Below are 20,279 nucleotides of genomic sequence, written 5' to 3' on the forward strand. Positions count from 1 at the left end.
CGGGTGCGCAGCACGTCGGGCAGGGCGTGCTGCGGCACCAGCGCGCGGTAGGCCAGGTGCCCCGTCACGCGGGGGCGCGCGTCCCCCAGCAGCGCGGCGCGCGTGCGGCTCCACAGGCCATCGGCGCCCACCAGCGCATCGCCCTCCACCTCCTTGCCGCGGCTGGTGCGCACGGTGACGACGCCCTCGGCATCGGAGAAATGGTCGATGGCGTGGGCCAGCGAGATCTGCGTGTCGGTGTACTTGGTGACGGCGGCGAGCAGCAGCCCGTGCAGGTCGGCGCGGTGGATGGTGGCGTAGGCCGCGCCGTAGCGCGCCACGGCCGTGGGCCCCAGGGGCAGCACGGCCAGTTCGGCGCCGCTCAGCGCGCTGCGCACCTGCAGACGCTCCGGGAACGCGGCCACCGACTGCAGCCGGTGCTGCAGGCCCCAGGCCTGCAGCCGGCGCACGACGTTGGGGCCGAGCTGCACGCCCGCGCCCACTTCGCTGAAGGCCTCGGCGCGCTCGTACAGGCGCACGTCCCATCCCGCCCGGGAGGCGCCCAGCGCCGCCGCGAGCCCGCCGATGCCGCCGCCGGCGACCAACACCTGTTGTTTCTGCATGCGGGCGATTGTGCCCGCGGCGGGGCTGGCACCCACACGTGGCAGATCAAGGAAGAAATGATCCCGCCCTTCCTCAGAGCGCGGGCCGCACCGCCCGCTCCAGCACCGTGGCGGGCGCCGGGCGCCCGAACAGGTAGCCCTGGAAGGCATGGCAGCCGTGGCGCTGCAGGAACTGCAGCTGGCCCGTGGTTTCGACGCCCTCGGCCACCACGTCCAGGTCCAGGCTGTGCGCCAGGGCAAGGATGGTGCGCACGATGGCCGCGTCGTTGGGGTCGGTCAGCACGTCGCGCACGAAGCCCTGGTCGATCTTGAGCTGGTCGATCGGCAGGCGCTTCAAGTAGCTGAGCGACGAGTAGCCGGTGCCGAAGTCGTCCAGCGAAAAGCCCACGCCGTGCGCGCGCAGCTTTTCCATGCGGGCGATCACGTCCTCCACGTCGGTGAGCAACAGGCTTTCCGTCAGTTCGATCTTGAACAGCCGCGGCTGCGCCCCGCTCTCGCGCAGCGCCTGCAGCACCTGATCGACGAAGTCGGGCTGGCGGAACTGGCGCACGCTCACGTTCACAGACAGCACCAGATGCGCCGTGGCCGCGCTGCGGGACCACGCCACGAGCTGCCGGCAGCCGTGCTCCAGCACCCACTGCCCCAGCGGCACGATGAGGCCGCTCTGCTCGGCCACCGGGATGAACTCGCCCGGCGACACCATGCCGCGCTGCGGATGCTGCCAGCGCACCAGCGCCTCGGCGCCGAGCATCTGGCCGCGCCGGTCCACGATGGGCTGGTAGTGCAGCATCAGCTCGCCCCCCCTGCAGCGCGCGGCGCAGCTCCGCTTCCAGGGCGGCCCGTGCACTGACGGCGGCCTGCATGCCGGGGTCGAAGAAGCGCACGGCGTTGCGGCCGGCCGCCTTGGCCTGGTACATGGCCATGTCGGCGTGCTTGAGCAGGTCGTCCACGCTGCCCGCGGATTCGCCGAAGAGCGTGAGCCCGATGCTCGGCGTGCTGTGGTGGCTGATGCCGTCCAGCAGGTACGGCAGGCTCAGGGCGTTGCCGATCTTGCGCGCCAGCAGCGAGGCATCGGCGCTGGCGGCCCAGGCCTCGGCGGGCAGCCCTTCGGCCAGCACCACGAACTCGTCGCCGCCGAAACGGGCCACGGTGTCGCTCTGGCGCACGCAGCCTTGCAGGCGCTGGGCGACCTGCACCAGCAGGCGGTCGCCCATGTCGTGGCCGAGCGTGTCGTTCAGGTCCTTGAAGTTGTCCAGGTCGATGAACAGCAGCACGCCGTGCCGCCCCGTGCGGCCGACGGACAGCGTGGCGCGGTAGAGCCGGTCGATCAGCAGCCGCCGGTTGGGCAGGCCGGTGAGCACGTCGAAGAACGCCAGCCGCTCGATCTCGGCCTCGACCTGCTTGCGGTCGGTGATGCTGCGGCCGACGCCCCGGTAGCCCTGGAACGCACCGGCCTCGTCGAACACGGGCACACCGCTGATCGACACCCAGTAGGCCGTGCCGTCCGATGCCAGCCGCTGCAGTTCGAGCTCCCGGAAGGGTTCGCGCGCATCGAGCAGCCGGCGGTGGGCCGCCCAATCCTCCTCGGTCATGTTGAGGGCGCCCAGCTCCCAGCGGGTGCGCCCCACGACTTCGCCGGGCTCCATGCCCACGGGGTTGCGCCCGCCCACGAAGTGGATGAACCGGAAGGACGCGTCCTGCTCCCAGTACCAGTCGGAGGAAAGGTCGCTCAGGCTGCGAAAGCGCGCCTCGCTCACCCGCAGTTCGGCCTGGGTGCGCACATGGTCGGTCACGTCGGTGAAGGTGCGCACCATGCCGCCATCGGGCAGTTGCGTGGTGTGCACTTCCAGCGTGCGGCCGTGGCGCGTGCGGCGCCAATACACCGCAGGAGATGGAAGGCCGCCAGCGCTTTGCACATAGGCCCGCGCCTGGGCATCGACCAGTTCCGCGCTTTCGCCGAAATCGCCGCGCGCTTGCTGCAGCTGCTTGAGCTCCATCAGCGTGGGCCGGGCATCGAGCAGTTCGCGCGGCAGCTCCAGCAACTCCAGCACCCGGTCGTTGTAGACGGTGATGCGGCCGTCGGGCCCCACGGTGTATAGGCCCTGGCTCATGCTGGCCAGCGTGGTCTGCAGCAGCGCGCGCTGCGAAGGGGGTTCGTCCGGCCACGGCAGCGCGGCCAAGGCGGCGGGCATCGGACCGTGCGGCGCATGCGCCTGCAGCAGCGCCGCCAGCCGCTGGGCGAGTTGCGGCAGATGCGCGCCGCCTTCGGCGCGCAGCACGTAATCCCCGGGCCCCAGGCGCAGGGCACGCGCGGCGAGCGCCTCCTGCGCTGGGTCCAGGCAGAGCACCAGGGGCTGGGTGCGCGCCTGGGCCGCCCAATCCGGCAAGGCGTTCGCACCGCGTTCCAGGTCCAGCACCAACGCCTGGCAGGCCTGCGGCACCGCGACCACGGGGGACCGCGCCAAGCCATCGCTACCGGCCGCGAATTCCGCGGGGGACACTTCCCAGTCGGGGCGGTGGCTCGCCAGCCAGTGCATCGCCGCGCGGGCCGGTTCCGCGCCGGCGCCCAGCCATCCGATGCGCGGCCGCGCCGCCATGGCGGTGGATACCGGCGCCCCGCCCGTTCCCAGAGGGCACTGGGCGGGTGCGGCAGGGGGAGCGGTGGACAGCGCGCTCATGCCATGCCAGCTTCTGCGGCCGCAGGCAGGGTGCCCGGCAATTGCTGGTCGCGTTCGAACTGAGCCACCGGGCTCGGCCTGCCGAACAGGTAGCCCTGGAAGCCTTCGCAGCCGTGCAGCTTGAGAAAGGCCAGTTGCCCCGTGGTTTCCACCCCTTCGGCGACCACCTGCAGGTCCAGGCTCTTGGCCAGGGCGAGGATGGTGCGCACGATGGCGGCATCGTTGGGATCGGTGAGCACGTCGCGCACGAAGCCCTGGTCGATCTTGACCTGGTCCAGCGGCAGCCGCTTCAGGTAGCTCAGCGATGAATAGCCCGTGCCAAAGTCGTCGAGCGAGAAGCCCACGCCCTGCTTCTTGAGCTGGGCCATGCGCTGGATCGCATCCTCGATGTCGCCCAGCAGCAGGCTCTCGGTCAGCTCCAGCTTGAGCCGCTGGGGGTTGGCGCCCGTGCGCTGCAGCGTCTCCAGCACCTCGGCCGCGAAGGCCGGCTGCCGGAACTGCCGTGCACTCACATTGACGGCGATGGTCAGCCGCGCGGTGTCGGGGTGCTCGGCCCATCGCACCAGCTGCTCGCACGCCGATTCGAGCACGAAGCGCCCCAGCGGCAGGATGAGCCCGGTCTGCTCGGCCAGCGGGATGAAGTCGCCGGGACTGATCATGCCGCGCTCCGGGTGGCGCCAGCGCACCAGGGCTTCGGCGCCGCACAGCTGCGCGCGGTGGTCCACGATGGGCTGGTAGTGCACCGTGAGTTCGTGGCGGGCCAGACCCTGGCGCAGATCGGCTTCCAGGTGCGAACGGGCATGCACCTGGGCCTGCATTTCCGGGTCGAAAAAGCGCTGCGTGTTGCGGCCTTCGGCCTTGGCCTGGTACATGGCCAGGTCGGCGCGCTTGAGCAGCTCGTCCACGCTGCGCGGCTGGTCGCCGAACAGCGTGATGCCGATGCTCGGCGTGCTGTAGTGCTGCTGCGTGCCCAGCATGAAGGGCTGGTTGAGCTGCAGCAAGAGCTTGTCGGCCACGTGCTCAGCCTGCGTCGCTGCCTCGGTCAGCCCGGCATCGAGGTTTTCCAGCATCACCACGAACTCGTCGCCGCCGAAGCGCGCCACCGTGTCGGTGGCACGCACGCATGACACCAGGCGCGTGGCCACCTGCGCCAGCAACTGGTCGCCCATGTCGTGGCCCAGCGTGTCATTCAGGTCCTTAAAGTTGTCCAGGTCGATGAACAGCAACGCGCCCAGCTGGCCGTTGCGCTGGCAGACGGCGCTGGCGCGCTGCAGGCGGTCCAGCAGCAGGCGGCGGTTGGGCAGGCCGGTGAGCGCATCGAAGAAAGCCAGCAATTCGATCTGCTGCTCGGCCTTCTTGCGGTCGGTGATGTCGCGGCACACGCCCAGCAGCCCGGTGACATGGCCGTGCAGATCGCGGATGGGGGTCTTGATGGTTTCAAAGTAGCCCTCGTAGCCGTCCTCCTGGAACGTCAGGGTCTCTTCGTACACCAGTGGCTGCCAGGCAGCCATGGCGCGCTGGTCGAGCTGGCGCACCCGCTGGGCCTCGACGGCGGGTAGAAGATCGTCGTCCGACAGACCGATGATGTCGCGCTCGCGCCGCCCGATGAAGCGCTCGAAAACGGGGTTGCACGACAGGTAGCAGCCGTTCGCATCCTTGAGGAACACCACGTCGGGGATCGCGCTCACCAAGCTGGCCAGGCGGGTGCGCTGCTGCGTGAGTTCCAGCGCCATGCGCTTTTGCTCGGTCAGGTCGAACGCGAACACCACCACGGCCACCGTGCGGCCATCGGCGGCGACCTCCGGCACCAGCGTGGTGTGCCAGAACTGGGCGCCATGGGTTTTGGGAATGCGGTGCTCGAACACCACTGTTTCGCCCTGAAGCGCCCGGTCGAAATGCGGCTGGATCGGGGCCATCAGGTCGGCGGGCAGCACGTCCACGAGGAACTGGCCTTCGAGTTCCTCGACCGGACGGCGCAGCCAGTGCGCCTGCGAAGGGTTCACGTACACGATGCGCAGATCGCGGTCCAGCCGCGAGACGCCGCCCGGCAGGTGGCTGAGCAGGCTCGCCAGTTGCACCTCGTGCGCGCGGCTCAGGTCCTGGGCCTCCCGCTGCTCCGTGACGTCGGTCAGCACGCCGTCCCAGATCACGCGGCCCTTGTCCAGCGGCCGGGGGGTGGAGCTCATGCGCATCCAGCGCAACTGGCCGTTGGCCACGCGCATGCGTACCACCGAGTCGCCGACGCCCATGGTGCGGTAGGACGCCTCGTCCGACGCGGCGCAGGCCAGGCGGTCCTGCGGCTCCATCTGCTCGAAGAACAGGGTGGCATCGTTCACCACCGCCTGGGCCGAAATGCCGTTCAGGCGCTCGATCGCATCGCCCATGTGCACGAAATGCCAGCGGCCGTCTGCCTCGCGCACGCGCTGGTACAGGACGCTGTCGGGCAGGTTGCGGCCCAGCAGCTGCAGGCGGCGTTCGCTCTCCAGCAACCGGGCCTCGGCCTCGCGCGCACGGGCGAACGGCATGCGGATGCCGGCGATGAACACCGCCTGGAACATCAGCGCATACCCCAGCACGCGCAAGGCGTGCGCGAACGTGTCGACGAAGACCGGGTGCAGCGGGTACAGCAGCATGGCGAATTCCGCCAGCGCCAGCGCCGCCGCCGCGCAGGCCATGATGCGCCGGCGCCCCCGGCCGCGCTCGTTGCCAGCGGTGTCGTCCACCCGATACATGACCCAGGCGGCCATCGCCATGGCACTGCCGAGCAAGGCATCCGCCCCCATGGCGAAACGCTCGCCATGCGCCAGTCCGAACTGCTCGGGCAACCCGCTGGAGGCGGACCACACGAGCACCAGCGACACGCCGGCCGAGGCCACGGCCCAGGCCCGGCCGGGCCCGTGGAACGAGACCCGCAAGGCGAACAGAAGGAGGGTCAGCGCCTCGACCCCATGGGCCAGCAAGCCGAAATAGGAAGAGACATTCGCCCGGGTGACGGACGCCATGCTTTCCATCTGGTGCAGCAAGACGGCGTGAAGGAAATTGCAGACCGCAGCGGTGGCCAGCCCCGCCACGAGCACGTTGGCGCGGCCTTGCTGCGTGTCGTCGAGCATGTGCAGGGACACCGCCACGGCCAGCAGGCCGATGAGCACCACCACCATGTCGAGGAAAGGCTCCAGGCCGTGCAGCCCCTGCAGGCCCGAACCCAGCAGTTGCACCACCGGCACCAGCAGCAGCGCCAGTACCGCCACCACCAGCATCAGCGTGACCGCGGGCGCCTCCGACAAAAGCGTCCGCGCGATGGCTGCAGTGACCGGACGGTGGGGAGGGGGGGTCATGGCGGCGGCGGGTTACCTGAACATATCGTCACAAGTGTATCGGGCCGCTCGCCCCCTGGGCGGATGTCCCCCAATCAGGCGGTCAACAACTGCCGAAGCACATAGGGCAGGATGCCGCCGGCGCGGTAATAGTCCACCTCGATCGGCGTGTCGATGCGCAGCGTGACCGTGACCTCCTGGCGCGACCCGTCGGCCCGGCGGATCGTCAGCAGCGCGTCGCTTTGCGGGGTGAGTTCCGAATCCGGAGCCACGTCGATCGTCTCGTTGCCGGTCAGGCCCAGCGACTCCCAGGAATCGCCCGCCTTGAACTGCAGGGGCAGCACGCCCATGCCCACGAGGTTGGAACGGTGGATGCGCTCGAAGCTCTTGGCCACCACCGCCTTGATGCCCAGCAGCTGCGTGCCCTTGGCCGCCCAGTCGCGGCTGGAGCCGGTGCCGTATTCCTCGCCCGCGAAGATCACGGTGGGGGTGTCTTGGGCGATGTACTTCATGGCCGCATCGAAGATGAACATCTTCGTGCCCTGCAGCTCCCCCTCGTTCTGGAACAGCGTGACGCCGCCCTCCTCGCGCGAGCCGTCGGCGGTGGGCGGAATCATCAGGTTCTTGATGCGCACGTTGGCGAAGGTGCCGCGCATCATCACATCGTGGTTGCCGCGGCGCGCACCGTAGCTGTTGAAGTCCTGCTTCATCACGCCGTTGTGCAGCAGCCACTGCCCGGCAGGCGAGGTCTCCTTGATGGAGCCCGCCGGCGAGATGTGGTCGGTGGTGATCGAGTCGCCGAACAGCGCCATGATGCGTGCGCCCACGACCGACTCCGACGCCTTGGAGCCGTCCGCGCCCACCGCCCGCTCCTTGGCCTCCAGCGTGAACCGCGCGAAGAAGGGCGGCTCCGCGATGTAGGTGCTGGCGGGCCAGTCGTAGGTGTCGCCCTTCACGCCCTTGATGTTGTTCCAGAGCGCGCCCGGGTCGGTCTTGACCTTGCCGTAGTTGTCACGGAAGGCCTTTCCGTTCATGGCGTAGCGCATCAGCGCGTGGATTTCATCGCTGGTGGGCCAGATGTCGCCCAGGTACACGTCGCGCCCGCCCTTGCCCTTGCCCACCGGCTCCGTCATGAGGTCGCGCAGCACCGTGCCGGCGATCGCGTACGCCACCACCAGGGGCGGGCTGGCCAGGAAGTTGGCCTTGATGTTGGGGTGAATGCGGGCCTCGAAATTGCGGTTGCCCGACAGCACCGCGGCGCAGACCAGATCGTTGCCGGTGATGGCTTCGTTCAGCTCGGGCGCCAGGTCGCCGGCGTTGCCGATGCAGGTCGTGCAGCCATAACCTGCCAGCGCGAAACCGAGCTTTTCCAGATAGGGCATCAGACCGGTTTCGGTGAGGTATTCCGTGACGATGCGGGAGCCGGGCGCGAGCGAGGTCTTGATGTGCGGCCGCACTTTCAGGCCGGCCTCCACGGCCTTCTTGGCCAGCAGTCCGGCGGCCAGGAGCACGCTCGGATTGGAGGTGTTGGTGCAGCTCGTGATGGCGGCGATCAGCACGTCGCCGTTGCCGATGGTGGGGTCCACCCCCTTGGTCGGCAGGCGCACGGCGGCATCGGCATGCGTGACCGCCAGCGGCGGCTTGTTGTGCTCCATCTCGACCAGGAAACGCGGGCCACCCGCAGGGGCGGGCTTCTCCGCCGGGACCGCCTCGCTCACGCCTTCGTCGCCCCGGTGGATGTGGTGCCGCGTGTGCAGCAGTTCGGCCGGGCGGTTGAAGCCGTTTTCCGCCGCGGGCTTGCTGAACAGCGACACGAAGTCGCTGCTCACGTTGCCCAGCTCGATCCGGTCCTGGGGCCGCTTCGGTCCTGCGAGGCTGGGGGTCACATCGCCCAGGTGCAGGCGCACGATCTTGGAGTAGTCGATTTCGCCGGCGAGCGGCACGCCGAACAGGCCCTGGGCGCGGAAATACGCCTCGAACGCTTCGATCTCGCTGTCGGTGCGGCCGGTGCCCTTGAAGTAATCGATGGTCTTTTCATCCACCGGGAAAAACCCCATCGTCGCGCCGTACTCGGGTGCCATGTTGCCGATGGTGGCCCGGTCGGGCAGCGACAGCGTGCGCGTGCCCTCGCCGAAGAATTCCACGAACTTGCCCACCACCTTGTGCTGGCGCAGGATCTCGGTCACCGTGAGCACCAGGTCGGTGGCGGTCACGCCTTCGCGCAACTGGCCGGTCAGCTCGAAGCCCACCACGTCCGGAGTCAGGAAATACACCGGCTGGCCCAGCATCGCCGCCTCGGCCTCGATGCCGCCCACGCCCCAGCCCACCACGCCGATGCCGTTGATCATGGTCGTGTGGCTGTCCGTGCCCACCAGCGTGTCGGGGTAGTACACGCCATCGGCCCTCTTGTGCACCCCCCGCGCCAGGTATTCCAGATTCACCTGGTGGACGATGCCGAACCCGGGCGGCACCACGCCGAAGGTATCGAATGCCTGCATGCCCCACTTCATGAATTCGTAGCGCTCGCGATTGCGCTGGAATTCCAGCTTCATGTTCAGGTCCAGCGCCTTTTTCGTGCCGTAGTGGTCCACCATGATGGAGTGGTCCACCACCAGGTCCACGGGCACCAGCGGCTCGATCTTCTTGGGCTTCTTGCCCAGGCGCTGGGCCACGCTGCGCATGGCGGCCAGATCGGCCAGCAAGGGCACTCCGGTGAAATCCTGCAGCACCACGCGCGACACGACGAAGGGAATCTCGTCCTTGCGGTCCGCCACCGGCTGCCAGCGCGACAACTGCTCCACGTGTTCCGCCGTGACCTTGCGGCCATCGCAGTTGCGCAGCACCGATTCCAGAACGATCCGAATCGAAACCGGCAGCCGTTTGATCGACGGGTATTGCTTGGCCAGTGCCGGGAGCGAATAGAACTTGCCGCTTTTACCGGACCCCGTCGTGAAATTCTTCAGGGTGGATGCGAACGCGTGGCGGGAAACCGGGGGTGACATCGAGGCCATGTAGTGCTACTCCTGTGGGGACGAGAGCACCTATTCTGGCAGTCCTACATATCGATGCAATCGTGGGGTAATCGCATGCACGACATTTCAGAGAGTCCACCGCCAAACTCCAGGCAAAACGTCCGATCACAAGGCCTGCCGTCCTACGCCATGGGAACCGCAGCGCGAGTAAGTGCGCAACCATATACCGCGGGCCATTCGATTAATGAAATACCGCACCGTGGAATCTCCGTTTTTATTGAATCATCTCTCTTGAAATTAATCGCTGTGCAGCACCACCCCTGATGAAGGTGAAGCCAATTCCCAATGGTTGGGATTTCGAGGCAAGACGCAACGCAGAAAGCACTCAGTGCACCCATGAACAGGAAGCCAAGAAACACATCATGGATGCTCATGCCGCCCCACCGAACGGCACGGTATTCCGTGGCCATGAAAAAAGCCCGCCAAGGCGGGCTGTTTATTGCGTGGGTTGCTCTTGCCAATCCGCAGCGCCGACAAGGTCTGCGCGGGATCTGGAATTCAAGGTTTGCCCATCAAATGGCGAATTGCTCGCGGTCTTGGTTCTGGATCCACTTGGGAGCCTTGCCACGGCCCGTCCATGTCTGGCCCGTCGCAGGATCGCGATATTTGGGAGCGACTTTGACGCCGGCGCTGGCACTGCGGGCGCGGCCCGTAGGAAATACGTCCTGGGCGGTCAGGCCATACTCCGCCACCAGATTGCGAACCTGATTGATGGCATCGGAAAGTTCGCGGCGACGTGCTTCGCCGATTTGCTGCTCAAGTTCTTCACGCTGTTTCAGCAGGTCTTTGTAGCTAGTGCTCATGGTAGTGTGCGGAGATTAATAACGAAGGCCGCATTATAGGTATCTTTCAATATCGTGCAGAGAAAGCGGGCGCAATCCACCTCTTGAATAACCCATCGATTTCTGGAATTTCGGGGAACTCTGCCAGCTCAGCCATATCGAAGCGCGCGCCCCGATTTGCATCGGCTGGGCTATCCTGGCCTGGGCGATTACCTGGCACAACTCCTTGCAGCCGCGACAATGCAGGTTTACCACCTTCGGAAACGCCATGGCGCTCTACTGCATCGGGGATATTCAAGGCTGCGATACGGCATTGCAGCGCCTGCTGGACCACATCGGGTTCTCTCCCAGCCGGGACACCGTTTATTTGCTGGGCGACCTGGTGAACCGAGGCCCTGATTCCGCAGCCGTGCTGCGCCGCTGCATGCAGCAGGGTGACAGCCTGCGCAGCCTGCTGGGCAACCACGACCTGCATCTTCTGGCGGCCGCCCACGGGGCCCGCAAGCCTTCCCGCCGCGACACGCTGGACCAGGTGCTGCAGGCACCCGACCGCGAGGCCCTGCTGGACTGGCTGCGCCACCAGCCGCTGGCACGCCAGCATGTGCATGGTGGAGAGCCCCTGTTGATGGTCCACGCGGGCGTATTGCCCTCGTGGTCGGCCCAGGATGTGCTGGCGCATGCCGACGAGGTGCAGGCCGTGCTGCGCGGTGCCGACATGCCCGCATTCCTTCACGCCATGTACGGCAACACCCCGGACCGCTGGGAACCCACGCTGACGGGGACGGACCGCTTGCGCGTGATCGTCAATGCCTTCACACGATTGCGCTTCTGCACACCCGAGGGCGCCATGGATTTCGAGAGCAGCGAGGGTGCCAGCGCTGCCCCCGCCGGCCTGGTGCCGTGGTTCGAAGCACCGGGCCGAAAAACGCAGGACGGGCTGGTGGCATTCGGGCACTGGTCCACCCTGGGCTGGATGAACCGCTCCAACCTGTTGGCGCTGGACACCGGTTGCGTGTGGGGAGGCTGCCTCAGCGCGGTCCGCTTTGGCCGCACGTTGGCAGACCGCGAGCACTGCCATGTCGATTGCGAGGAGGCGCAAAAGCCAGGGGCCTGAACAAGAACGGGCCACCCACTGCCCAACGGCAATAAGAAATCACCCAGGGCCTGAGCGGGTCTGGCCCCGGCCGACGGATCGGCCCTGGGCGCTCACTGCGAGGAGGTTTCGGTTTCGGGCTGCACGGCCTTGAACAGGGCCGCCACCTTGCGTTTGGGCTTGATGTTGGCCGAGATGCCGCTGCGCGCCGGCTGGGCCTTGGACGCGGACTCCCAATGGGGCGCCGCCTCGGTGGCCGGTGCCTCGTAGGGCTTGTCGAAGAACGGATCGCGGGGTGCCGAAGGGGCGCGGTAGCTGCTGCGCGGCGCGCTGCCGCGCGGGTCGTGCGCCTCGCCGCCCCGCTCACGCCGGCCACCTTCGCGCTGGCCATCCTCGCGCCACGCGCGCTGACCGTCGTTGATGCGGCCGCGGGGGCGGTCTTCCTCGTACTCGAGGGCTTCGAGATCGATCTTCTTCTTGATGAGCTTTTCGATGTCCGCCACCAGGCGCGTGTCGCTGCTGGACACCAGCGTGACCGCCAGGCCCGAGGCGCCTGCGCGGCCCGTGCGGCCGATGCGGTGCACGTAGTCCTCGGCATTGAACGGCACGTCGAAGTTAAACACGGCCGGCACATCCTTGATGTCCAGTCCGCGTGCCGCCACGTCGGTGCACACCAGCAGATCGACTTCGCCCTGCTTGAAGGCATCGAGCGCCTTCAAGCGTTCGTCCTGGCTCTTGTCGCCATGCAGCGCTGCGGTTTTGAGGCCTTCGCGCTCCAGGCTGCGGGCCAGCCGGGCACAGCCGAGCTTGCTGTTCACGAAGATGAACGCCTGCTTCAGGCCCCGCGTCTTCAGCACCTGGTGGATGGCGCGGCGCTTGTCGTCGTCGTTGGCGCTGTAGAAACGCTGCTCCACCGTGGAAGCCGTTTCGTTGGGGCGCGCCACTTCGATCGTGATCGGGTCTTGCAGGTAGCTGCCCGCCAGGCGCTTGATCTCGGGGGAGAACGTGGCGCTGAACAGCAGCGTGGTGCGCTGCTTGGGCAGGTACGAGAGGATGCGCTGCAGATCGGGCAGGAAGCCGATGTCCAGCATGCGGTCGGCTTCGTCGAGCACCACGTACTCGACCTGGTTCAGCACCGCATTCTTGGCTTCGATGTGGTCCAGCAGCCGACCGGGCGTGGCCACGAGCACTTCCACGCCTTTTTTCAGCTCCAGCGTCTGCGGCTTCATGTCCATGCCGCCGAACACCACGGTGCTGCGCAGCTTGGTGTACTTGGCGTACAGGGCGACCTGCTGGGCGACCTGGTCGGCCAGCTCCCGCGTCGGCAGCAGCACCAGGGCGCGCACCGGATGGCGGGCGGGGGAGGTGGAGCTGTTTTCGTGCTTGAGCAGGCGCTGCAGCAAGGGCAGCGAGAAGGCGGCCGTCTTGCCGGTGCCCGTCTGGGCCGCACCCATCACGTCCTTGCCAGTCAAGACGACCGGAATGGCCTGCTCCTGAATGGGCGTCATGGACTCGTAGCCCATTTCGGCCACGGCGCGTGCCAGCGGTTCAGCCAGCGATAAATTGGAGAAAGAACTTGTCATTTAGCCCGCTATTGTCGCACCAGGGGCTGAACGGGGTGTTTTTTCGGGTAGGCATTCGTGTGCCAAGGGCATGATGCTATTCAATTCGTAGCGCCATACCATGGCTGGACCAGCGCAAACGCCACCCCAGGCATTGCAGGGTGAACGCTTCCACTGCGGCGTTCACACTACAGGCTGCGGGCCGAAAACGTGTCGCAAGCCTTCACGCTGCCGTTTTCCAGGCCTGCATGGAACCACCGCTGGCGCTGCGCGCTGGTGCCGTGGGTGAAGCTGTCCGGCACGACGGCGCCGCCGCCCGCCCGCTGCAGGGCGTCGTCCCCGATCTTGGCTGCGGCGTTCATGGCCTCCTCCACATCGCCCTGCTCCAAGATCTGGCGGGCATTCTGGGCATGGTGGGCCCAGACCCCGGCAAAGCAGTCGGCCTGAAGTTCGAGGCGAACGGACAGCTGGTTGTACTGCACCTGGCTGACGCGGCCGCGCATCTGGTCCACTTTGGCGCTGATACCCAGCAGGTTCTGGACGTGGTGGCCCACCTCGTGGGCGATCACGTAGGCCTGGGCGAAATCCCCCGGTGCGCCCAGCCGGTTCTTCAAGGTTTCATAGAAGCCCAGGTCGATGTACACCTTGCGGTCGCCGGGACAGTAGAACGGGCCCATCGCCGCCTGGCCGGTGCCGCAGGCAGTGGGTGTGGAACCACGGAACAGCACGAGCTTCGGGTCCTGATAGGCGTTGCCACCCTGGCGGAAGATGTCGGTCCACACATCTTCCGTGTCGGCCAGGACGGTGGAGACGAAGCGCGCCATCTTGTCGTCGGCCGGCGGGCGATGTGCCGGCGCCTGCTGGACCTGGGCGGGAGCGCCTCCGCCGCCGCTCAGCAGTCCCAGAATCGTCAAGGGATTGATCCCGAAAATCCAGCCCCCCAGCAACGCCACCACGATGGTGCCGATGCCGATGCTGCGGCCGCCGAACACCGGCATGCCCCCACCGCCGCCGCCATCGCGGCGGTCCTCGACGTTGTCGGACTCGCGGTTGCCTTCCCATTTCATACGGTTCTCCTGCTCGCACCTGCGGGTGCGGTGCGCCGGATGTTACGCCTGTGCCGCACGCCGGGCAGCAGTTCCCATGGGTCGATTCGCGGCGCCATCAAGGCTGCGGCTCGTTGAACGAGGGCGCGTCCACCGCTGCATAGGTGGCCGGTGAACTCTGCAGGCCCCGGGGCGCCCAGTGCGCCTGGCGCTCCGATGCCTGCTGCACCTGCCCCTGCACCACCCAGCCCAGCGCGACGAGTTGCGCCGCGATCACCACGCTGCCGATCACGATGGGCCACGGGCGCAGCGTCGGGGCGGAGGACACAGGGGGATGGAAATCGTCGTGCATGGCAGTCTCTTGCGGATGGGGCTGAAATGGATGGGTGGGATGCTAGGCAGCGCGCCAGGGTCGAAAACCCGGTCGATGGCCTGCGGGGGCGTAGGACGCGGCCAGCCCAGAGGCATCCACGCAACGCGCCGACCTTCAGGCGCTCCCTGCCTGGATCAACGCGTGCACCAATGCACGCTGGCAGCGGCGGGCTCGGCGTCTTCGAAATACCCGGACAACTCCTGCACCAGGGCTTGCAGGGCGCATCCCGGAAGGGCGCGCGCAATTTCGATCTGCTGCAGGGCGTAGGTGCGGTCGCCGAGCATCATGGCGGCGCTGATGCAATGGCCACGGGCAGCCATCTGCAGCAGGAAGGCATCAAGCGCTTCGGCGGGCCAGTAGCAGCGGTGGGTACTGCCTCCCGAAGCCTCGTGCAGCACATGCGAAAGGCCCGTGCGCTCGGCCTGGAGAGACGATACGGCGTGGTGGGTGGCAGGCATGGTGGGCTCCTCAGGCAGCGTTCTGCGTGGGATTTACAGCATCCAACCGGATGCAACACAGAACCTGGCTGAATCGTAAAAAACCGTAGCCGCCTCCGCTCACGGCAAAAAAGCCGTGGCGGTGTAGGACTCCACCGCCCGAAAAATCAGGCGCGTATCAGGCCTTGGGCAGGGTGACGCCGCTTTGTCCCTGGTATTTGCCGCCCCGGTCTTTGTAACTCACGTCACAAACCTCGTCGCTTTCGAAAAACAGTACTTGGGCGCATCCCTCGCCCGCGTAGATGCGGGCCGGCAGCGGCGTGGTGTTGCTGAATTCCAGCGTTACGTAGCCCTCCCACTCAGGCTCGAACGGCGTCACGTTCACGATGATCCCGCAGCGGGCATAGGTGCTCTTGCCCAGGCAGATGGTCAGCACGTTGCGGGGAATGCGAAAGTACTCCACCGTGCGTGCCAGCGCGAAGCTGTTGGGCGGGATGATGCAGCTGTCGCCTTCGAAGTCGACGAAACTCTTTTCGTCGAAGTTCTTCGGGTCCACCACGGTGCTGTGGATGTTGGTGAACACCTTGAATTCCGGCGCGCAGCGGATGTCGTAGCCATAGCTGCTGGTGCCGTAGCTGATGATCTTGCGGCCTTCCGCTTCACGGACCTGGCCCGGCTCGAAGGGCTCGATCATTCCGGTCTGCTCCGCCATGCGGCGAATCCACTTGTCGCTTTTGATGCTCATTGCTCACTCCTGCTGGGCCGCCATTGTAGAGAGGACGCGCGGGCAGGCACTATATTTTTCATAGCGACCTGCGATAGTGCAACCTGCGCCAGGGGCCTATTCGGCTTGGGAAACCACGGTGCGCTCGATCACCCGGTCGTCGCCCAGCACGATCATCGCGAAGAGCAGTTCGTCCAGGTTGGCCGCGTGCGCGGTCTTGCGCGCCAGCAGCGGCGTGGCGCGCGGGTCCAGCACCACGAAGTCGGCCTCGCACCCGGGCTGCAGGTTGCCGATGACGCCCGCCAGCCCCAGCGCGCGCGCCGCGCCGGCCGTGTGCTGCCACCACAGCGCCTGCGGCGAAAGCGACAGGCCGGGCTTCGTCTGCCCTTCACGCCCCACGTAGTAGGCGGCGAGCATGGTGTGGAACGGGCTGAAGCTCGTGCCGCCCCCCACATCGCTCGCCAGTCCATAGCGAAAGCCGACCCGGTCGGCCCCGGCGTAGTCGAAGAAGCCACTGCCCAGAAACAGGTTGCTGGTGGGGCTGACCGCCGCCACCGCCCCGGTGTCACGCATGAGCGCCCGGTCGGCATCGTCAAAGTGGATGCAGTGGGCGTACACGGCGCGCTCGCGCATCAGCCCGAAGTCGTCGTACACCGACAGGTAGCTGCGGGCCGCGGGAAACAGCTCGCGGGCCCATCGGATCTCGTCCAGGTTCTCGGCCACGTGCGACTGGATCCACACGTCGGGGTATTGCGCGGCCAGTTCGCCCGCACCGCGCAACTGGGCTTCGGTGCAACTGGGCGCGAACCGCGGCGTGATGGCATAGCCCAGCCGGTCCTGGCCGTGCCAGCGGCGGATCAGCGCCTCGGTGTCGCGCAAGGATTGTTCGGTCTGGTCGCGCACGCCATCGGGCGAGTGGCGGTCCTGCAGCACTTTGCCGGCGATCAGGCGCAGTCCGCGCGCCTGCGCCTCGCCCATCAGCGCGTCCACCGACGCCGGGTGCGAGGTGGCGAACGTGAGCGCGGTGGTCACGCCGTTGCGCAGCAATTCGTCCAGGAACACGGTGGCCACGCCGGCGGCATAGGCCGGATCGGCAAAGCGGGACTCGTGGGGAAAGGTGTAGTTTTCCAGCCAGGGCAGCAGGCCGTCGGCGGGCGAGCCGATCACGTCGGTCTGCGGAAAATGCACGTGCATGTCGACGAACCCCGGCGCGATGATGCGGCCGGGCCAATGCACCACCGGCCATTGCGCGTAATGGGCCGCCAGGGTGTTCCAGGCGCCTGCGGCCTGGACGCGCTGGCGCCCCTGGGCATCGGGGCCGATGGCCAGCAGGCCGTCTTCTTCATACAGGGCCGAATGGTCGTCGGCGAAACGCAGCAGGCCGGAGCGGTAGATTTGCATGGCGGCAGCTTAACGCCGGGCACGGCGCCTTTCATGCGCCGCAGCGCATGGGGCCTATACCGGCGGCGCTACACCGCCACCCGCTCCCGGGGCGGCAACGCCTCGCGGTCTCCGACCGCCGTCGGGGCGGCTGAGCGGCTCAGCTGCCCCGCGATGCGCTGGGCGTGCAGCAAAAGCCGCTCGATGGCAGACACGTAGAACAGCGCGCCCTGGGTCAGCGCCCCGATGGCGAACAGGCCGGGCTGGCCCAGCACCTGAAAGCTTTGCGCATCGATCGCGATGCCGCCCAGTTCGTGCTGGCGGACCAAGCCGCGGTCGATCAGGTTCTCGATGAGCGGCGAATCGATGCGCGCCAGGTTGCCGGCCACGCCGGTCGCATCCAGGATGCCGTCGAGCGCCAGCGTTCCGCCGGCCAGTTCCACCTGGAATCCCGGCCGGCCCTCCGCCAGCCGGGTGGCCCGGTAGCCGGGATGCACGGTCAGCCGGCCCGCCTGGAGCAGCGCCTGGATCTTGCGCGCGTTGTCCAGCGGCATCGGGTGCCGGTAGCTCATCCAAAGGCCCTGGTATTTGCGAAAGAACCGGCGCTTCTGGTCCGGACGCAGCGCGGTCCAGTAGCGGTCGATGTCCTCCTTGGTGGCGTCCAGCTGCAGCTGCCAGTCCCGCACGGCCTGGGCCGCCTCGATCTCCCGGCCGATGCGGACCAGGGGGTCGCGGATCGTCATGAGGCCCGGGTATTCGTGCCCACAAGGATGGCTTTCGCGGAACCAGCGCAGGAAGCCGCGCAGCGTGTCGCCCGCATAGCGGTGCTCGGGGCGCACCAGGGGGGTGGTGGGCAAGGCGCCGCGCACCAGGGGCAACTGGCCGGAATGGGAAAACATGTGGATGCGCTCCACACCGAGCCGGCCGAGCAGCAGCGCCATGTCGATGGCCGTGAGCTTGGTGCCGAGGATGCCGATGCGTGCGTTCCGCGGCAGCTCGGCCTTGATGGCGCCCAGGTCGTGGTACGGGTTCGCGTGGTAGTGCGCCACGCCCGGAAACGGCGACCGCTTTTTGAGATGCCCCAGCGCCAGCACGACCTGGTCCACATGCCAGGCATGCTGGGCCGTGGCCACGTGAAAGCCACTGGCCCCGCGCTCGATGTCGGTCACCGCCTGCGCCACGCGCACCAGCTTCACGCCGCGTGCGGCGAACGCGCTCTCGGCCTGGTGGGCGACATCCTGCAGGTAGGCCCCCATGAGCGAGCGCCGCACGTATCCGCCGGGCGCTTCGGCCTGTCCCGCGCAGAGCTGCTGCAGCCAGCGGTCGAACCCGTCCGGCTCGCCGGTCCGTGCGCTCAGCAACGACGAAGCCATGTTGAGGATGAACTCGCCGTCGTTGGTGTCCCGGCCATAGGGCAGTCCCGGGCCGAACCCGCCGGACTCGTCGAACAGCAGCACCTCGGAAATCCCGGCATGGCCGCCCATGCGGCTCAGCGCTTGCGTGACGAGGGTGCCGCTGCAGCCGCCCCCGATGATGGCGATCCTGGCCATGGTCATGTCTCCTTCGCGGATGCGGTGCGCCGCCGCATCAGGCGGCACCACCGGCCAGGGCCAGGTCCGCCGCGCGATCCCGGGCCGCGGACACGGGGCGTGACGGGGAGCCATGCCGTGCGAAATGCTGGCGCAGCAGCATGTCGGCGCGCAGCGAGGCGGGAGCGGTCTGCAGCAGCGTCACCAGTTCGACCAGCGAAGCGGGCGCGCCTTCCAGGTAACGGCGGATGGAGTGCCCGTCGTGCAGGCGCACGGGGTCTTCCCGCAGCACCACGCCCGCCAGCCGCAGCAGCAGCTTCTTTTGCTCGCCCTTGCGCAAGATCCAGTGCGCGCTGCCGTAGCGGAACGCCTCGTCATCGCGGTGCGGCAGGAGCGGCGCCAGGCTCCAGAGCCCGTTGCCGCTGCCGCACAGGTAGTCCGGCGTGGTCGTGCCGGCCACGCTGCGCACATCGTTCAGCGCGGTGACGTCCACGGTGGGTGTGCCGAGCACGGACAGGTTCACATCGCAGGCCGACGCGAACGACAGGGCGACGGAGCGGTTGAAGATTTCCTCCTGCTCCTGCACCGAATAGCCCAGCCGCTGCAGGTCCGCCCGGGCGGCGTTGTCGATCTGCTGGATGGTCGCGATGCCGGAACTGTGCGCCAGGAAATGCAGCCGCACCAGGTCTTCGATGCCCTGGAAAGAGAGCCGCCCCGCCGGCTGCCCGTCGCGGTTCAGCGGCCGGCCCGCCGCATCGCGCTCCACCAGCCCGGTGGCCGTCCAGGCCAGCGCCCGCGGCAACGCGACCAGCCGGGGCAGCACCACGCGCTCGTAGATGAGGCGGGACGAGTGGCTGACCACCTGCGCATGCGCCTTCGTGTTGAGCGTGAAGCGGTTGTGCAGCATGCTGGATTCGATCAGCACGGTGCCGTCGGCATCGAGGCCCGCGTGCGCGATGCCGAGCACTTCGGCGGCGGCCTGCGTGCGCTCCAGGAACCGGGCAAACGTGGCCGTGAGCCCGGTGGAGAGCTTCAGCCCCTCCGGGTAGTGGGTGGTGGGCGTGCTCGGCAGGACGATCCATGCGCCGCGGGCGATGGCGCCCTGCACGGCCGCCACGTCCATGTCGATGGGCCCCGCCAGGCCGCCGCTGCGCGGCGCGTCCCGGTACACCCGGATGCCGGCGCTCTTGGGCTCGGCCTCCGAATCGGCCCGCAGGGCCACCGCCCGCTCGTGGATGGCCTCGAACAGCACGGCCATGGCGGCGCTGTAGCCGGGCTCGCTGCGCACGGCGGTATGGACGATGTCGGTGCGGTCGTCCGTGTAGTGGCAAGGAATGGCGGTGAGGAATTCGAGAAACCGCCCCTGCGGCCCCTTGAACTGCGCAGGCGGCACCTGGAAGGCATGGGGCGGCAGGCCCGCTTCGGCGGCCATGGCCTGCAGCGCCGCGTCCCACCGGCCGCCAGGGCGCTGGCGCTCGGCCAGCAACTCGCGCACGAAGTTCAGGGCCTGCAGCGGATAGACGTGCCGGAACGCCGCCGCACCTTCACGGGGATAGCGATCACGCTCCTCCACGAAAAAGCGCGCGTACAGCCCATGGTCGCGCAGGGCCGCGAGCGCGAGGTCGCCCGCACCCGGTGCCTGCGGATCGGGCGGCAGGTGGTTGGCCGCGGCCTCCAGCGCGTCCAGGAACCGCGATTCCCGGGCCGCGTAGGCGGGCTGCAGCGGT

At 67.8% G+C, this 20,279-nt stretch carries 12 protein-coding genes and 2 pseudogenes; 1 reads left to right on the forward strand and 13 read right to left on the reverse strand.

Going from position 1 to position 20,279, the window contains the following annotated elements; genetic code table 11:
• The 5 genes and pseudogenes from AC27KI_RS08950 to AC27KI_RS08970 form a co-directional block, all read right to left on the reverse strand.
• The coding region (locus AC27KI_RS08950) for an FAD-dependent monooxygenase (RefSeq protein WP_487113506.1) at positions 1 to 602 on the reverse strand (602 nt) is incomplete at its 3' end.
• Between the two features lie 73 nt (positions 603 to 675).
• Positions 676 to 3,199, reverse strand: a pseudogene (locus AC27KI_RS08955) (putative bifunctional diguanylate cyclase/phosphodiesterase).
• A gap of 77 nt (positions 3,200 to 3,276) precedes the next feature.
• Positions 3,277 to 6,615, reverse strand: coding sequence for an EAL domain-containing protein (locus AC27KI_RS08960; protein WP_284429225.1), 3,339 nt, complete (start codon positions 6,613 to 6,615; stop codon positions 3,277 to 3,279).
• Positions 6,616 to 6,689: 74 nt separating this feature from the next.
• Complete coding sequence (locus tag AC27KI_RS08965) at positions 6,690 to 9,605, reverse strand: aconitate hydratase (protein ID WP_272564904.1); 2,916 nt, start codon at positions 9,603 to 9,605, stop codon at positions 6,690 to 6,692.
• A 533-nt stretch (positions 9,606 to 10,138) separates the two neighbouring features.
• A complete protein-coding gene (locus AC27KI_RS08970) occupies positions 10,139 to 10,429 on the reverse strand; it encodes an H-NS histone family protein (RefSeq protein ID WP_272548868.1) in 291 nt (96 codons plus the stop codon).
• Positions 10,430 to 10,676: 247 nt separating this feature from the next.
• On the opposite strand from AC27KI_RS08970, the gene AC27KI_RS08975 reads away from it, so the two are divergent.
• On the forward strand, positions 10,677 to 11,522 hold the full coding sequence (locus tag AC27KI_RS08975; protein WP_284408248.1) for a symmetrical bis(5'-nucleosyl)-tetraphosphatase: 846 nt from the start codon (positions 10,677 to 10,679) through the stop codon (positions 11,520 to 11,522).
• A gap of 92 nt (positions 11,523 to 11,614) precedes the next feature.
• Here AC27KI_RS08975 and AC27KI_RS08980 read toward each other — a convergent pair whose 3' ends face one another.
• The 8 genes and pseudogenes from AC27KI_RS08980 to AC27KI_RS09015 all read right to left on the reverse strand — a co-directional run.
• Positions 11,615 to 13,084 (reverse strand): DEAD/DEAH box helicase, encoded by a 1,470-nt coding sequence (locus AC27KI_RS08980; RefSeq protein WP_487113507.1) that lies wholly within the window; start codon positions 13,082 to 13,084, stop codon positions 11,615 to 11,617.
• Between the two features lie 167 nt (positions 13,085 to 13,251).
• Entirely contained in the window at positions 13,252 to 14,130 is an 879-nt protein-coding gene (gene ypfJ / locus AC27KI_RS08985; protein WP_284402275.1) for a KPN_02809 family neutral zinc metallopeptidase, read from the reverse strand.
• Positions 14,131 to 14,227: 97 nt separating this feature from the next.
• Positions 14,228 to 14,461 (reverse strand): hypothetical protein, encoded by a 234-nt coding sequence (locus AC27KI_RS08990; RefSeq protein WP_487113508.1) that lies wholly within the window; start codon positions 14,459 to 14,461, stop codon positions 14,228 to 14,230.
• A gap of 155 nt (positions 14,462 to 14,616) precedes the next feature.
• The gene (locus AC27KI_RS08995; RefSeq protein WP_284429228.1) at positions 14,617 to 14,940 is read right to left on the reverse strand and encodes a hypothetical protein; all 324 of its coding nucleotides are present in this window, start codon (positions 14,938 to 14,940) and stop codon (positions 14,617 to 14,619) included.
• A gap of 157 nt (positions 14,941 to 15,097) precedes the next feature.
• A complete protein-coding gene (gene dcd / locus AC27KI_RS09000; protein WP_272564912.1) occupies positions 15,098 to 15,664 on the reverse strand; it encodes a dCTP deaminase in 567 nt (188 codons plus the stop codon).
• A 96-nt stretch (positions 15,665 to 15,760) separates the two neighbouring features.
• A complete protein-coding gene (guaD, locus tag AC27KI_RS09005) occupies positions 15,761 to 17,044 on the reverse strand; it encodes a guanine deaminase (protein ID WP_317356615.1) in 1,284 nt (427 codons plus the stop codon).
• Positions 17,045 to 17,112: 68 nt separating this feature from the next.
• Entirely contained in the window at positions 17,113 to 18,573 is a 1,461-nt protein-coding gene (locus AC27KI_RS09010; RefSeq protein ID WP_284429230.1) for an FAD/NAD(P)-binding protein, read from the reverse strand.
• Positions 18,574 to 18,610: 37 nt separating this feature from the next.
• Positions 18,611 to 20,279, reverse strand: a pseudogene (locus AC27KI_RS09015) (3-keto-5-aminohexanoate cleavage protein); the annotation flags it as partial.

The sequence above is a fragment of the Acidovorax sp. KPB24-03 genome, assembly GCF_057546605.1.

Coding starts and splice junctions, on each gene's coding strand:
- guaD (WP_317356615.1), bottom strand. CDS start 17,044: ATGCAAATCTACCGCTCCGGCCTGCTGCGTTTCGCCGACGACCATTCG.
- AC27KI_RS08965 (WP_272564904.1), bottom strand. CDS start 9,605: ATGGCCTCGATGTCACCCCCGGTTTCCCGCCACGCGTTCGCATCCACC.
- AC27KI_RS08975 (WP_284408248.1), top strand. CDS start 10,677: ATGGCGCTCTACTGCATCGGGGATATTCAAGGCTGCGATACGGCATTG.
- AC27KI_RS08980 (WP_487113507.1), bottom strand. CDS start 13,084: ATGACAAGTTCTTTCTCCAATTTATCGCTGGCTGAACCGCTGGCACGC.
- AC27KI_RS08970 (WP_272548868.1), bottom strand. CDS start 10,429: ATGAGCACTAGCTACAAAGACCTGCTGAAACAGCGTGAAGAACTTGAG.
- AC27KI_RS08995 (WP_284429228.1), bottom strand. CDS start 14,940: ATGCCTGCCACCCACCACGCCGTATCGTCTCTCCAGGCCGAGCGCACG.
- ypfJ (WP_284402275.1), bottom strand. CDS start 14,130: ATGAAATGGGAAGGCAACCGCGAGTCCGACAACGTCGAGGACCGCCGC.
- dcd (WP_272564912.1), bottom strand. CDS start 15,664: ATGAGCATCAAAAGCGACAAGTGGATTCGCCGCATGGCGGAGCAGACC.
- AC27KI_RS09010 (WP_284429230.1), bottom strand. CDS start 18,573: ATGGCCAGGATCGCCATCATCGGGGGCGGCTGCAGCGGCACCCTCGTC.
- AC27KI_RS08960 (WP_284429225.1), bottom strand. CDS start 6,615: ATGACCCCCCCTCCCCACCGTCCGGTCACTGCAGCCATCGCGCGGACG.
- AC27KI_RS08990 (WP_487113508.1), bottom strand. CDS start 14,461: ATGCACGACGATTTCCATCCCCCTGTGTCCTCCGCCCCGACGCTGCGC.